The sequence below is a fragment of the Streptomyces sp. NPDC050560 genome (assembly GCF_044457285.1).
In the GTDB taxonomy this organism is placed as follows: domain Bacteria; phylum Actinomycetota; class Actinomycetes; order Streptomycetales; family Streptomycetaceae; genus Streptomyces.
The window spans coordinates 675,502-688,582 of sequence record NZ_JBITGT010000001.1 but is presented as its reverse complement, the minus strand read 5'-3'; the positions used below and the strand labels follow the sequence as shown (position 1 = coordinate 688,582).

Genomic DNA, 13,081 nt, shown 5'->3' with positions numbered 1-13,081 from the left:
CCCCGGGAGGCGCGCGTACGCCGCGCGCCCACGCACCGCCGTACGTATGCGCATGCCAGCAGGAGGCAGTTCATGGACGTCATCTCCGTCATCCGCGCCAAGCGGGACCGCGAGGAGCTGTCGGACGGGCAGATCGACTGGGTCGTCGACGCCTACACCCGCGGCGCCGTCGCCGACGAGCAGATGTCGGCGCTTGCCATGGCGATCCTCCTCAACGGCATGAACCGCCGCGAGATCGCCCGCTGGACCGCCGCGATGATCGCCTCGGGCGACCGGATGGACTTCTCCTCGCTGCCGCGGCCCACCGCCGACAAGCACTCCACGGGCGGCGTCGGCGACAAGATCACGCTGCCGCTCGCCCCGCTCGTCGCCGCCTGCGGCGCCGCCGTGCCGCAGCTCTCGGGGCGCGGCCTCGGGCACACCGGCGGCACCCTGGACAAGCTGGAGTCGATCCCGGGCTGGCGGGCGGGGCTGAGCACCGCCGAGATGCTGTCGGTGCTGGGCTCGGCCGGGTGCGTGGTCTGCGCGGCGGGCGACGGGCTCGCGCCCGCGGACCGCAAGCTGTACGCGCTGCGCGATGTCACGGGCACCGTGGAGTCCATCCCGCTGATCGCCTCGTCGATCATGTCGAAGAAGATCGCCGAGGGCACGGGGTCGCTGGTACTCGACGTCAAGGTGGGCTCGGGCGCTTTCATGAAGACCCTCGCCGATGCCCGGGAGCTGGCCTCGACCATGGTCGGCCTCGGCACCGACCACGGGGTGCGCACCGTCGCCCTGCTCACCGGCATGGACACCCCGCTCGGCCGCACCGCGGGCAACGCCCTCGAAGTGCGCGAGTCCCTCGACGTGCTCGCGGGCGGCGGGCCCGCCGACGTCGTCGACCTCACGCTGGCGCTGGCCCGGGAGATGCTGGCCGCGGCGGGACTGCCCGACGCCGACCCGGCCCGCGCCCTCGCCGACGGCTCCGCGATGGACGCCTGGCGGCGGATGATCGCCGCGCAGGGCGGCGACCCCGACGCGCCGCTGCCCACCGCACGCGAGCGGCACACCGTCACGGCGCCCGCCACCGGCGTCCTCACCCGCCTCGACGCGTACGCGGTCGGCGTCGCCGCGTGGCGGCTCGGCGCGGGCCGCGCCCGCAAGGAGGACCCGGTCCAGGCGGCGGCCGGCGTCGAACTCCACGCCAAGCCCGGCGACCGGGTCACCGAGGGCGCCCCGCTCCTCACCCTCCACACGGACACCCCCGACCGCATCCCGTCCGCCCTCGACGCCCTGACAGGCGCGTACGACACGGCCCCGGCGGACACCCCCTTCACCGCGCCGCCGGTCGTACTGGAACGGGTGGGCTGAGCCAGGCGCTGCGGCCTCTCCCGCGCGATGAGATCCCAAGCCCCGCGTGGTCTGCACATCGTGGAGATGCCGACACCGCACGTGATGGTCGTTCCTCCGGCGCCCGGGCCGCAGGAGGTGGTGGGGCTGTGCGAGCGGGCGGCGTGCGCGGCGGCGTCCCACGGGATCGCCGTCTGCGATGTGCGCGCGCTCGCCGGGCTCGATCTCGCCGCCGTGGACCTCCTCGCCCGGCTCCAGCTCGCCGCCGTACGGGCCGGGGGGCGCGTCCTGGTGCGCAACGCCTCCCCGGCGCTGCGGGGGCTGCTACAGCTCGTGGCCCTCCCGGTCGAGCTTGAGCGGGAGGTCGAACAGGGGGAACCAGCGCGCCGTGTCGAGGAACGAGGTCAGCCCGAAGATCCGGCCCTCTGATATCTCGATCACCTGGAGCGCCCAGGGGCTGTAGCCCTCGCCCGACGGGTCGGGGCGGTACTGGGCGAACGCCGGGGTGCCGTTGGCGACCGTCGGCAGCAGCCGTGAGCCGCGGCAGCCCGCGCCCTCGCCGAGCATCCACGCCGAGAACTCGGACGCGCCCCGCATCCACAGGTCGTACGGAGGCATGGACATGACCGCGTCCTCGTGCAGCAGCGCCGTCAGCGCCGCCATGTCATAGCCCTCGAACGCCCGCACATAGCGCTCAAGGAGCTGCTGCTGCTCCTCGTCCATCGGCGCCGCGGTGTCCGCCTCCCTGGTGCGCCGCTCGGCGAGCGTGGCCCGCGCCCGCTGGAGCGCGCTGTTCACCGACGCGACCGTGGTCCCCAGCAGCTCCGCGACCTCGCTCGCCCGCCAGGCCAGCACCTCCCGCAGGATCAGCACGGAGCGCTGCTTCGGCGGCAGGTGTTGCAGCGCCGCGATGAGGGCCAGCCGCACGGACTCGCGGGCCACCGCCGCCTCCGCGGGGTCGGCGACCGAGGGGAGCACCCGGGCGTCGGGGACCGGTTCGAGCCAGGTCGGCTCGGCCTGCTCGCGCAGCACCGCGGAGGCCGCCGTCTGCGGCTGCGACATGTCCATCGGGCGGGCCCTGCGATTGCCCGCGTTCAGCATGTCGAGGCAGACGTTCGTCGCGATGCGGTACAGCCACGAGCGCAGCGAGGAGCGGCCCTCGAACCGCTCGTACGCCCGCCAGGCACGCACCATGGTGTCCTGGACCGCGTCCTCCGCCTCGAAGGGGGAGCCGAGCATCCGGTAGCAGTAACCGGTCAGCTCGGTGCGGTACCGCTCGAATCCCGCTTCCGCCTGGGCGGCTGGGCCGGTCTCGCTCCGGTCCTCCACCGCCGGTGTCGTCGCACGCTCCATGCCCACCATCGCCTGTCCACCCCTGCTCGGCCGGTTCTCTGCCCCGGTTCCGAAGCTACATGCGGGGTGTGACAATGCAAGCTGATCAGGGCTTTTCCCCCGCGGATCGGATACGGCCGTGCTCCGCACGGGCGGGGCCCGCGGCGGGGCGGAAGGACCCGGGGCTACGAGGCTGCGGTCGCGGCCGCCCTGGTGCCGAGGAAGGTGACCGTCAGCGCGCCGAAGACCGCCACGAGGCCGAGTGCCACCGTCCCCGGCCAGCCCGAGCCGTGGAAGGCCGTCGCGCCCAGCGCGCTGCCCGCGCTCGACCCTATGTAGTACATGGACTGGTAGATCCCGGACGCCTGCGCCCTGCCGTGCTGCGCGGTGTGGCTGACCGCGGACGACGCCACCGCGTGGCCGAGGAAGAAGCCCGCCGTGATCAGCACGAGGCCGAGCAGCACGAGCGGCAGCGAGGCCACCAGGGTCACCAGCAGGCCCCCGGCGGTGGTGCCCGCCGCCAGGTACAGGGCGCCGCGCCTGCCGAGCCCGCGCACCAGGCGGCCCGCCGCGGCCGAGGTCCCGGTGCCCACCAGGTAGATCACGAAGACCGAGCCGACGACGCCCTGCGGCAGCGAGAAGGGCGCCTCGCTCAGCCGGAAGCCGATCACCGTGTACACCGCCCCGAACACCGTCATGAAGAGCGCCCCGAGCGCGTACAGCCGGCGCAGCAGCGGGTCGGAGAGGTGCCCGACGACGGTGCGGGCGAGCGCGGCCGGGCGCGGCGAGCCGGGGGCGAAGTGGCGCGGCGCGGGCAGCAGCACCCGGAACAGCACCGCGCACAGCACCGAGATCACCCCGATCGTGCCGACCGCCGCGCGCCAGCCCCACTCCTGTGCGATCCAGCCGCCCATGATCCGCCCGCTCATGCCGCCGATGCTGTTGCCGGCGACAAACAGCCCCACCGCGCTGACCAGTGCCTTCGCCCGTACCTCCTCGGCGAGGAAGGCCATCGCGGAGGCGGGGAGCCCGGCGAGCGCCGCGCCCTGGAGCGCGCGCAGCGCGATGAGCACGCCGATCGACGGCGCGAACGGCACCAGCAGCCCGAGCCCCACCGCCACCCCGAGCGAGGCGGTCATCAGGGTGCGGCGCCCGTAGCGCTCGGACAGGGCGCTCAGCGGCAGCACGCACAGCGCGAGGGCGCCCGTGGCCGCCGACACCGTCCAACTGGCCAGGCTCGCGCCCGCGTTCAGGTCGTCGGAGATCAGCGGCAGCAGCGCCTGCGTGGAGTAGAGGAGCGCGAAGGTCGCGACCCCGGCCAGGAACAGGGCGAGGCTCATACGGCGGTAGCCGGGGCCGCCTGGCGTCAGCCGCCCGTCGGCGGGCGCGACGGTGGCTTCGGACTCCGGTGGCTCCGTTCTGGCGGCAGGCATGCCTCTGAACGTAGGACCGTACGAATGATGCGTCCAATGCATGGCAGCGCGATAATTCATGTCATGACGCATGAGAGCAGGTCGCGGGGGTGGACTCCGCGCCGGAGTGATCCGAGGAACACCGAGGAGCCGGTGGACTCGGCCGACTCGGCAGGGGCGGGGGACCTAGGGGGTGTTGCGAAAGTCCCGTCTGCCGGGCGACGCCCGGCACGCACGCTCGCCGCGTTGTCGGGCACGCCCTCGTACGCCCAGTACGAGGGCGACCCTCCGCCTTGCGATCGCACGCACCGAACGCCGCCCGGCCCGCCCTCCGGGCGAACGACGCCACTTTCGCAACACCCCCTAGCGGGGGCCGCTTCGGGGGCGGCGGGCGAGGCGCGTGCTGTGGGAGGCGGTCTCCGTGGGGGTGACGAGCGTGACGGTGTGGCCGGGCTGCTGGCGCCCCGGCTCGCCCAGTTCGCGGCCGTGGCCCGCGCCGAGCACGTCACCAGGGCGGCGGCGGCGCTCGGCATGCCGCAGCCCACCCTCTCCCGTGCCCTCGTACGGCTTGAGGCGGACCTCGGGGTCCCGCTGTTCGCGCGCCGCGGGCGGGGCCTGGCGCTCACCCCGGCGGGGCGCTCCTTCCTGGGGGCGGTCGAGCGCGCGCTCGCCGAGGTGGGCAGGGGCGCCGAGGAGGTGAGGGCCGACGCCGACCCGGCCGCGGGCAAGGTCGCGTTCGGGTTCCTGCACACCATGGGCTCCGGCACGGTGCCCGAGTTGATCCGCGCCTTCCGCGTCGACCATCCGCGGGTCCGCTTCAGCCTGGTGCAGAACTACGCGGAGGCCATGCTCGACCGGCTGCGCGCGGGCGAACTCGACCTCTGTCTGACCGCCCCGCTGCCCGAGGCGCCGGGGCTCGTGGTGCGGCGGCTCGACGAGCAGCGGCTGCGGCTGGTCGTCCCCGAGGGGCACCGGCTCGCGGGCCGGCGCCGGGTGCGGCTCGCGGAGGCGGCCGACGAGGTGTTCGTGACCCTGGAGGAGGGGTACGGGCTGCGCCGCATCGTGGACGAACTCTGCGCCGAGGCCGGTTTCAGGCCCCGTATCGCCTTCGAGGGCGAGGAGATCGAGACGCTGCGGGGCTTCGTGGCGGCGGGCCTCGGCGTGGCCCTGCTGCCGCCGCCCCCGGTGCCGCGCCCCGGCGTCGCGGAACTCACGGTGACCGCCCCGCGCGCCGTCCGCGAGATCGGCGTGGCCTGGCTCGACGGGCGCACGGACGCGCCACCGGTGGCGGCGTTCAAGGCGTTCCTGCTCTCCCGCAGGGGGCGCCTGGTGTCACGGTGAGCCGACGGCCGCCTCCCGCCCCTGACCCGGGCGCCCGCCACGCGCCCCGGGGCGCGGCATCTGCCATGCCCGCCGGAGCGCACCACCCGCCACGCACGCCCACCACGCACGCCCACCCCGCGCGCCTGCCACGCCCGCCCGCCACACCCCCCGCGCCCAGCCCGCCACGCGCCCCGCCCCGTCGCACGGCCCATCGGCCACGCGGCCCCACCCGCGAGCAGCCGCGCCCCCGCCTCAGCGCCGTCCCGCCCCCGTGAACCCCGACGCCAGCGGCATGCGCAGGCCGAGCGGGGGCGGGGCGGCCAGCGCGTCCTGGACGGGGCGGGAGAAGTCGTGGTCGAAGAGGGAGCCCAGGGTGAAGTCGACGGAGAGCGCGACCACTTCTGAGCGGTACTGGCGCAACCCGTGCCGGTCCGAGTGGACTTCGAAGCGGCACACGGTGTGGTTGGCCTTCTTCGCCCGCGCCGCCAGCCGGAAGGACAGCTCGGGGTCGGAGCGCTCGTCGTTCGTGCCGTGCACGATCAGCACCTGACGCCCCGTCAACTGCTTGACGGGCTCGGGCGGCGCCGCCATGTCGTCCTCCGGCAGCCAGGGCGCGAGCGCGAGCACCGATGCCACCGCCGGGTGCCCGCCCGCGCGCAGCGCAGCACGGCCGCCCATGCCCACCCCGGCGAGGCACACCGGCACGTCGCCGTAGCGCCGTACCACCTCGTCCGTCGCCCAGGCGGCGTCCTGGGCGAGTTGGGCCTGGGCGCCGTTCCAGCCGCGTACCCGGTAGTGGACGGGGTGGGCCACCAGGCCCTCGGCGCGCCCGGCCTGGGACAGCGCGCGCGCCAGCGCGCGTACCGCCGTGGACGTCACGGGCGCCGGCCTGCGCGCCGAGACCTCGGCCCCCGGCGGCAGCAGCAGCACCACCCCGCCCACCGTCGACGGGGGACTTCCGGCCGATCTCCCCAGCCTCGCCGTGCGCGTCGGCGTCGCTTGCTGTGGCATGACAAAACAGTGTCAGAAACGGGCCGTGGGGCGACCCGCCCGGCTGGTCACCGTTGTGTATCGGAAGGCGGCGCACGCCCGCCCCGCGGGCCTGTCGGGGCGGCTGGGCCGGGTCGTTTGGATCTTCGCGGGGGCGCGGCGGAAACGGCGGGTGACGCGAGGGAGGGGGCTCCCGTGTCTACGCGCGTAGGAGTTAGAGTTGTGTACATGAGAAGCGAGCCGGTGAAGACGCAGCAGCCCAAGCAGCCGGGCACCCCCTCACGGGACCACATCAGGCGCGCCCCCAAGGTCCTGCTCCACGACCACCTCGACGGGGGGCTGCGCCCCGGCACGGTCGTCGAGCTGGCCGGGCGGGCGGCGCGGGCCGGGGACCCGGCGGCGTACGACGCGCTGCCGGAGACCGACCCCGACAAGCTCGGCGCCTGGTTCCGCGAGGCCGCCGACTCCGGCTCCCTGGAGCGCTATCTGGAGACGTTCGCGCACACCTGCGCGGTGATGCAGAGCGCCGACGCGCTGCGCCGGGTGGCCGCCGAGTGCGCCGAGGACCTGGCGGAGGACGGCGTCGTCTATGCGGAGGTGCGGTACGCGCCCGAGCAGCATCTGGCGGGCGGGCTCACCCTTGAGCAGGTGGTGGAGGCGGTGAACGAGGGCTTCCGGGAGGGGGAGCGGCGGGCGAGGGAGGCCGGGCGCCGCATCCGGGTGGGCGCCCTGCTGACCGCGATGCGGCACGCGGCCAGGGCCCTGGAGATCGCCGAACTCGCCAACTCCTACCGGGACCTGGGCGTCGTCGGCTTCGACATCGCGGGCGCCGAGGCCGGCTATCCCCCCACCCGCCACCTCGACGCGTTCGAGTACCTGAAGCGCGAGAACAATCACTTCACCATCCACGCGGGCGAGGCGTTCGGGCTGCCGTCGATCTGGCAGGCGCTCCAGTGGTGCGGCGCCGACCGGCTCGGGCACGGGGTGCGCATCATCGACGACATCGAGCGCGACGCGAGCGGCGCCGACGGCACCGACGGCACCGTGCGGCTCGGCAGGCTCGCCTCGTACGTGCGCGACAAGCGGATTCCGCTGGAGCTGTGCCCGACGTCGAACCTCCAGACCGGCGCCGCGGCCTCCTACGCCGAGCACCCCATCGGGCTGCTGCGGCGGCTGCACTTCAGGGCCACCGTCAACACCGACAACCGGCTGATGAGCGGCACGAGCATGTCACGGGAGTTCGAGCACCTGGTCGACACTTTCGGATACACGCTCGACGACATGCAGTGGTTCACCGTCAATGCGATGAAATCAGCATTCATTCCTTTCGATGAACGACTGGCCATGATCAATGATGTCATCAAGCCCGGATATGCCGAATTGAAGTCCGAATGGCTGTTCACGCAGTCCGCCGTCACCAGCGACGGCGCGGCGAACGGCGGCTGATCCGGGGCGGGCGCCGAGGCGGGTCACGGGTTTCCGGTGACTTTTCTCGGGCCGTTTCGATATTTGCGTTCCCCCCGGCGCCCCCATAAATTCGTGGACTGCTCGATTTCCCGTTTCCCCGTCGCGAGGACGCAACTGAGATGAAGCAGTCCACCGTAAGGACCCTGGGTGTCGCCGTGCTCGGCACCGCCTTCGCCGCCGTGGGCTCTGCCGCCGCCCAGGCGCTGCCCCTGTCGGACGTCGGCAGCGTGCTCGGCACCGTGAACACGGCGCTCCCGGCCGGGCAGCACGCGCTCGCCAACACCGTGGAGGCCGCCCAGCCGACGCTGAACGCCGCCGTGCCGCAGGTGGAGAAGGCGGCGCCGCAGGTGCTCGGCGCCGACGGCAAGGGCGCGGGCGGTCTGCTGGGCGGGCTGCCGGTCAACGGCGTCAACCCGGCGAGCGCGCTCGGCGCCCTCGGCGGCTGACACCGGGCGGCCACGGAACCCGGAAGGGGCGCACCGATCGACCGGTGCGCCCCTTCGCCGTGTCCGCGGGTCCCGACAGTGCCGCGTCACCAGGCCGTCGCCTGGGTCCGCCGCTCGCTCGGCATCAGAATCCACAGGGCCAGATAGAGCAGGAACTGGGGGCCAGGGAGCAGGCAGGAGACCAGGAAGATCACCCGCATGGTGCCGGGCGTGGTGCCGAAGCGGCGGGCGAGCCCCGCGCAGACTCCGGCGATCATGCGGTTCTCTGTGGGGCGGACCAAGGCACTCATGGCACTCTCCTCAGGCGCGTCGGCACGGTCCGCGGGCTCTCCGCGGCGCCTTGCGTTACTTCCACCGTAGGTCCGCGGACCGCCGTGGATCATCGCCCTAAGGAGCTATCCGCACCCTTGAAATGCTGGGGGCCGGACCCTGAGACCCGTCCTCCTCCGGGGGGCGGTGCGCGAGCCTGCGCTCCACCCTGCGGCGGAGCCCCGCCCTGGTCGCGGGGACGACGGCGAGGTGCGCGAGTGCGACCCCGAGGGTGTTGAGCAGCAGCGCGTCGACGTCGGCCACCCGGCCTGGCACCCCGGTCTGGAGGAGTTCGATGCCGAGGGAGATCAGCGCCCCCGCGGCGACCGTACGGGCCATGGACGTGAAAGGGGAGGCGAGGAGCCTGCCGTTGATCATCGGCAGCAGCACCCCGAGCGGCGCGAGCAGCAGCAGCCCCTCGCCGATCTTGCGGGTGCCCTGGAGGGGCCCGAGCGCGACGTCCGCCTTGATGCCGGCGAGCGGATGCAGGTTGGCGGGGCTGACCCAGGGCACGTCGAGCGGCCGCAGCGCGAAGTAGGCGACGAGCAGAAGATGCGCGACCAGGAGGACTGCTCCTGTCGCGCGGTAGCGGATCGGGGCCTTGCTGCCGCGAGAGCCATGCTGCACGAGGTCAAGGACGTCGGTGGCGCCGGATTGGTTCCGGGGCGTTTCAGGGGTTTTGCTCCGGGGCCGGTGGGCACGGGCGCCGGGGCCCGGCGGGCGGGCCGTCCCCGGTGGGCGGTGGGCTACGTGCCCGGTGCCCAGGTCAGGATGGCCTTGGCCGCCATGGAGCGCAGGGCGCGTTCCGCCTCGGCCGGTTCGAGGCCCGCCTGCCCGGCCGCCCCCGCCGCCGTGCGCTCGCCGTCGCAGGCGCCGAGGAGGGCGGCGAGGACGGGGGAGACCCGGTGGGAGCGCACCCGGGTCGACCCCGCCTCGGCGCGGACGAGGTAGTGCGTGACCCCGGTGGGCAGGTCCTCGGGCGGGTGCCCCGCGACGGCGAGCCGCTGGACCTCCGCCACCGGGCGGTCGAACACGGCCAGGACGACCCCGGGCCGCAGCGCCGGGGGCCCTGGGGCCGCTGCGGGCCCGGCGGCGCGCACCTGCGCCCGGTACCACAGCGTCTCGAAGGCGGCCACCTCGCGCAGCGCGTCGGTCGTCGGCCCCCCGGGCAGCCCCGCGGCGGCCCGCCTCAGCTCCTCGCCCGCCGCGAGCAGGTCGGCGGGCCCCACGAGCGACGGCCGGGCCAGCGCCGCGGCGATCAGCGCGTCCTCGGCGCCCTCCCCGGCCGCCGCGGCGAGCGCGAACGTCCCGGGGAACGAGGTCACCACCCGGTGCTGCCGCTTGCCCCGGGTGATCCCGCGGGCGAGCCGCATGCCGGGCACCGGGACCGCGGCAAGCGCCTCGGCGACGCCCGGGTCCACGCCGTGCCGCCGCGCGAACCCGGCGGGCCCCGCCCGCAGCTCCTCGGCGAGGCCCGGGTCGATCAGCAGCCGTGCCAGCAACTCCTGCGCCGTCAGGCCCCGTTCACCCCGCGCCCGGTCGCGCGGGGGCGCGGCGCCCGCGCGGCCCGAGTCCGGTGCGTCCGCCGTGTCCGCCGTGTCGGCCGTGTCCGCGGTGCTCGCGGTGTCCGCCGTCATGCCGGGGTCCTCGCCGCCGCACCGGCCGCGAGAGCGCCGCGTACGTGCCCGAGTTCGGCCAGCAGCTCGCCGAAGTCGTCGGGGAAGTGGTCGTCCCGCTCGATCATCGCCGCCCGCAGGTGGTGGCGGCCCTCCAGATGGGCGAGCAGCGCGAACACGTCCTCGCCCACGGGCGCGTTGTGGCCGTCGATGACCTGCGCCCCCAGCGGGTCGGGCAGATTGCCCGCGAGGTGCACCTGCACCACCCGTTCCAGCGGCAGTTCGTCGAGGAACGCGTACGGGTCGAAGCGGTGGTTGGCCGCGTTGACGGCGAGGTTGTTCAGGTCGAGCAGCAGGCCCGCCTCGCAGCCTTCGAGCACCTCCCCGATGAACGCGGCCTCGGACAGCTCCCCCGGCATGTCGACGTAGTACGTGATGTTCTCCAGCAGGAACGGGCGCCCGATGCGCCGCTGCACGGTGCGCACCCGGTCGGCGACCGACGCGGCCTTGCGCCTGGTGCGCAGCACCGGTGTCAGGTTGTGCAGCGCCACGCCCTCCTCCCTGGTGAAGCAGAGGTGGTCGCTCACCCAGGGCGCGTCGACCGCGTCGGCCACCGCCGCCACCTCGTCCACATACGCCAGGTCGAGCGGGGAGTCGGAGCCGATGGACATGTCCAGGCTGTGCGGGACGAGCGGGAACGTCGCGCGCAGCGCCCGCAGCACGTCGTGGTCGTGGCCGCCCATGTAGTGGTCGGTGATGATCTCCAGCCAGTCGATCTCGGTGCGGTGCGCGACGATGTCGTCGTGCAGCTCGGCCCGGTGGCCGAGCCCCACGCCGAGTTCCGGCGTGGCGGTGTACGGGGGTGCGCCGGTCATGCCGGGCCTCCTTCTGGGGTGTCCGTTGCGTGGGCCAGGGGCGCCGCGGCCCGCGGCAGCGCCACCGCGGCGGCGGGCCGCGGCGCCTGGGCGTTGCCCGCGGCGATCAGCGCCGCGTACGCGCCGTCCGCGGCGGCGAGTTCGGCGTGGCTGCCGCTCTCCACGACCCGGCCGTGGTCGAGGACGACGACCCGGTCGGCGGGTTCGAGCCTGGGCAGCCGGTGGGCGACGATGACGAGGGTCCGGTCGCGGCAGTGCGCCCGCAGCGCGGTGTTGAGGCGGTCCGCGGTGTGCCGGTCGAGGGAGCTTGTCACCTCGTCGACGACGAGCATCCGGCAGTCGGCGAGCAGCGCCCGTGCCAGGCCGAGACGCTGCCGCTCCCCGCCGGAGAGCTGGAGGCCGTCCTCGCCGACGGGGGTGTCGTAGCCGTGTCCGAGGGCGGCGATGGTGGGGGTGAGCTGCGCCACCGCGACCGCCGCGTCCAGCTCGGCGTCGGTGGCCGTGTCCCGGGCGATCAGCAGGTTGTCCCGTACGGTGCCGTGGCGCAGCGCCGTGTGCTGGGGCACCAGGGTGACCGCCCCGCGCAGCCCCACGGGCGCGTCGGCACCCTCGGCCCCCTCGGTCGTCTCCCGCGTACCGTACGGACCCGGGTCGAGCCGCACCGTGCCCTGTCCGGGGCCGAGCAGCCCCGCGAGGACGAGCCCGAGGGTGCTCTTGCCCGACCCCGTGGCGCCGGTGACGACGGTGACGGAGCCGGGCGCGAAGTCCAGGTCGACGCCGTCGAGGGCGGGCGTGAGCGCGCCCGGGTAGCGGCAGCCGACGCCGCGCAGCGCCACCCCCGCCGGGTCGCCGGGCGCGCCGCGGCGCGCCCCGCCGCGCTCGACCGCGTCCAGGTCCTCCGCCGGCTCCATGTCCACGTACTCAAGCACCCGTTCGAACATGGCGACCGAGGTCTGGAACCCGCCGCTGAGCCGCAGCAGGCTCTGGATCGGCTGGGAGAGCCGGGTCTGGAGCATGACGAGCACCACCACCGCGCCGACCGACGCGTGCGGGGTGAACGTCCCGTACGCCCAGTAGACAAGCGGCGGCACACAGGCGAAGGAGGTGCCGATGACGGTGAGCGCGGAGATGCCCGCGATCCGCTGGTCGAAGGTGACCTTGCGGATCTCGTCGGAGATCGTGACGAAGCGCTCGCGCTGGCGGTGGGTCACCCGCAGGGTGCGGCCGAGCAGCACCCCGGCGAGCGACAGGTCCTCCGCCACGTAGCGCAGCACCGTGGTCAGCAGCCGCTGGCGGCGCCGCGCGAGGTCCCTACGGCGCCTGGCGAAGCGGTTGTTGAGCAGGCTCAGCAGCAGGGCGAGCACCAGGCACACCAGGGCGAGCGGCCAGCTCAGGACGGCCATCGCGGTCCCGGCGACCAGCAGCGCGGTCACCGCGGACAGCACCTGGTGCACGGTGCCCGTCAGGAAGCGGTCCACCCCGTCCACGTCGCTCACCAGACGGGTCTGGATCTGCGCCCTGCCCTGCTCGGTGTAGAACCGCAGCCGCTGCGCGCGTGCGTGGTCGTACACGTCCACCCGCAGCGCGGCGGCGACCCGCTGGCCCGTCCAGTTGGTCAGGGCGTTCTCGGCGACCGCGAGCAGGCTGGCCAGTAGCCCGCACCCGATCATCAGGCCGCACAGCAGGCTGAGCAGCCCGATGTCACGGCGGGGCAGCGCGACGTCGATGACCCGCTGGAGCAGCAGCGGCCCCGCGGTGCCGAGGGCGACCGTCAGCAGCACCATGACGAGGGAGCCCGCCGCCTGGAGGCGGTAGGGCCGGAAGCGGGTGGCCATGCGCCTCATCACCTGCCAGGTGGTGACGCCGCCGGGACCGTTCCCGGCGTTCCCCGCCGGGGCGCACTCCACCGGGGCGCACTCCACCGGGGCGCACTCCACCGGGGCGCCGTTCGCCGGGGTGCCCTTCGTTCGCCGCGCCATGGG

General features: G+C 74.5%; 13 protein-coding genes. 5 read left to right on the top strand and 8 right to left on the bottom strand.

Annotated elements, in window-relative coordinates:
* The first annotated feature begins 72 nt into the window (after nucleotides 1-72).
* Together ACIBIW_RS02910 and ACIBIW_RS02905 are read left to right on the top strand one after the other, a co-directional pair.
* Nucleotides 73-1,350, top strand: coding sequence for a thymidine phosphorylase (locus tag ACIBIW_RS02910; RefSeq protein WP_399331215.1), 1,278 nt, complete (start codon nucleotides 73-75; stop codon nucleotides 1,348-1,350).
* 27 nt (nucleotides 1,351-1,377) lie between these two features.
* Nucleotides 1,378-1,758: an STAS domain-containing protein gene (locus tag ACIBIW_RS02905; RefSeq protein ID WP_399331213.1), complete on the top strand. Its 381-nt coding sequence runs from the start codon at nucleotides 1,378-1,380 to the stop codon at nucleotides 1,756-1,758.
* On the opposite strand, the gene ACIBIW_RS02900 is transcribed toward ACIBIW_RS02905, so the two are convergent.
* Together ACIBIW_RS02900 and ACIBIW_RS02895 are read right to left on the bottom strand one after the other, a co-directional pair.
* Nucleotides 1,654-2,682, bottom strand: coding sequence for a sigma-70 family RNA polymerase sigma factor (locus tag ACIBIW_RS02900; RefSeq protein WP_399331211.1), 1,029 nt, complete (start codon nucleotides 2,680-2,682; stop codon nucleotides 1,654-1,656). The genes ACIBIW_RS02905 and ACIBIW_RS02900 overlap by 105 nt on opposite strands.
* 164 nt (nucleotides 2,683-2,846) lie before the next feature.
* Nucleotides 2,847-4,094, bottom strand: coding sequence for an MFS transporter (locus ACIBIW_RS02895; RefSeq protein WP_399331210.1), 1,248 nt, complete (start codon nucleotides 4,092-4,094; stop codon nucleotides 2,847-2,849).
* A 423-nt stretch (nucleotides 4,095-4,517) separates the two neighbouring features.
* On the opposite strand from ACIBIW_RS02895, the gene ACIBIW_RS02890 reads away from it, so the two are divergent.
* On the top strand, nucleotides 4,518-5,414 hold the full coding sequence (locus ACIBIW_RS02890) for a LysR substrate-binding domain-containing protein (RefSeq protein ID WP_399331208.1): 897 nt from the start codon (nucleotides 4,518-4,520) through the stop codon (nucleotides 5,412-5,414).
* Nucleotides 5,415-5,648: 234 nt separating this feature from the next.
* On the opposite strand, the gene ACIBIW_RS02885 is transcribed toward ACIBIW_RS02890, so the two are convergent.
* On the bottom strand, nucleotides 5,649-6,407 hold the full coding sequence (locus ACIBIW_RS02885; protein WP_399331206.1) for an alpha/beta hydrolase: 759 nt from the start codon (nucleotides 6,405-6,407) through the stop codon (nucleotides 5,649-5,651).
* Nucleotides 6,408-6,614: 207 nt separating this feature from the next.
* On the opposite strand from ACIBIW_RS02885, the gene ACIBIW_RS02880 reads away from it, so the two are divergent.
* On the top strand, nucleotides 6,615-7,832 hold the full coding sequence (locus ACIBIW_RS02880; protein ID WP_399331204.1) for an adenosine deaminase: 1,218 nt from the start codon (nucleotides 6,615-6,617) through the stop codon (nucleotides 7,830-7,832).
* 140 nt (nucleotides 7,833-7,972) lie between these two features.
* Nucleotides 7,973-8,299, top strand: coding sequence for an ATP-binding protein (locus ACIBIW_RS02875; RefSeq protein WP_399331203.1), 327 nt, complete (start codon nucleotides 7,973-7,975; stop codon nucleotides 8,297-8,299).
* 86 nt (nucleotides 8,300-8,385) lie between these two features.
* Here the strand turns inward: ACIBIW_RS02875 and ACIBIW_RS02870 are convergent, their stop codons facing one another.
* The 5 genes from ACIBIW_RS02870 to ACIBIW_RS02850 all read right to left on the bottom strand — a co-directional run bounded on the left by ACIBIW_RS02870 (nucleotide 8,386) and on the right by ACIBIW_RS02850 (nucleotide 13,078).
* Nucleotides 8,386-8,589: a PspC domain-containing protein gene (locus tag ACIBIW_RS02870; RefSeq protein WP_399331201.1), complete on the bottom strand. Its 204-nt coding sequence runs from the start codon at nucleotides 8,587-8,589 to the stop codon at nucleotides 8,386-8,388.
* Nucleotides 8,590-8,686: 97 nt separating this feature from the next.
* Nucleotides 8,687-9,235: a VanZ family protein gene (locus ACIBIW_RS02865; protein WP_399331199.1), complete on the bottom strand. Its 549-nt coding sequence runs from the start codon at nucleotides 9,233-9,235 to the stop codon at nucleotides 8,687-8,689.
* A 119-nt stretch (nucleotides 9,236-9,354) separates the two neighbouring features.
* Nucleotides 9,355-10,245, bottom strand: coding sequence for a hypothetical protein (locus ACIBIW_RS02860; RefSeq protein ID WP_399331197.1), 891 nt, complete (start codon nucleotides 10,243-10,245; stop codon nucleotides 9,355-9,357).
* A complete protein-coding gene (locus tag ACIBIW_RS02855; RefSeq protein WP_399331195.1) occupies nucleotides 10,242-11,099 on the bottom strand; it encodes a DUF692 domain-containing protein in 858 nt (285 codons plus the stop codon). Before ACIBIW_RS02855 ends, ACIBIW_RS02860 begins: the two co-directional genes overlap by 4 nt.
* A complete protein-coding gene (locus ACIBIW_RS02850) occupies nucleotides 11,096-13,078 on the bottom strand; it encodes an ABC transporter ATP-binding protein (RefSeq protein WP_399331193.1) in 1,983 nt (660 codons plus the stop codon). The genes ACIBIW_RS02855 and ACIBIW_RS02850 overlap by 4 nt, the downstream gene beginning before the upstream one ends.
* Nucleotides 13,079-13,081: the final 3 nt, after the last annotated feature.

Coding starts and splice junctions, on each gene's coding strand:
- ACIBIW_RS02910 (WP_399331215.1), top strand. CDS start 73: ATGGACGTCATCTCCGTCATCCGCGCCAAGCGGGACCGCGAGGAGCTG.
- ACIBIW_RS02905 (WP_399331213.1), top strand. CDS start 1,378: ATGAGATCCCAAGCCCCGCGTGGTCTGCACATCGTGGAGATGCCGACA.
- ACIBIW_RS02900 (WP_399331211.1), bottom strand. CDS start 2,682: ATGGAGCGTGCGACGACACCGGCGGTGGAGGACCGGAGCGAGACCGGC.
- ACIBIW_RS02895 (WP_399331210.1), bottom strand. CDS start 4,094: ATGCCTGCCGCCAGAACGGAGCCACCGGAGTCCGAAGCCACCGTCGCG.
- ACIBIW_RS02885 (WP_399331206.1), bottom strand. CDS start 6,407: ATGCCACAGCAAGCGACGCCGACGCGCACGGCGAGGCTGGGGAGATCG.
- ACIBIW_RS02880 (WP_399331204.1), top strand. CDS start 6,615: ATGAGAAGCGAGCCGGTGAAGACGCAGCAGCCCAAGCAGCCGGGCACC.
- ACIBIW_RS02875 (WP_399331203.1), top strand. CDS start 7,973: ATGAAGCAGTCCACCGTAAGGACCCTGGGTGTCGCCGTGCTCGGCACC.
- ACIBIW_RS02870 (WP_399331201.1), bottom strand. CDS start 8,589: ATGAGTGCCTTGGTCCGCCCCACAGAGAACCGCATGATCGCCGGAGTC.
- ACIBIW_RS02860 (WP_399331197.1), bottom strand. CDS start 10,245: ATGACGGCGGACACCGCGAGCACCGCGGACACGGCCGACACGGCGGAC.
- ACIBIW_RS02855 (WP_399331195.1), bottom strand. CDS start 11,099: ATGACCGGCGCACCCCCGTACACCGCCACGCCGGAACTCGGCGTGGGG.
- ACIBIW_RS02850 (WP_399331193.1), bottom strand. CDS start 13,078: ATGGCGCGGCGAACGAAGGGCACCCCGGCGAACGGCGCCCCGGTGGAG.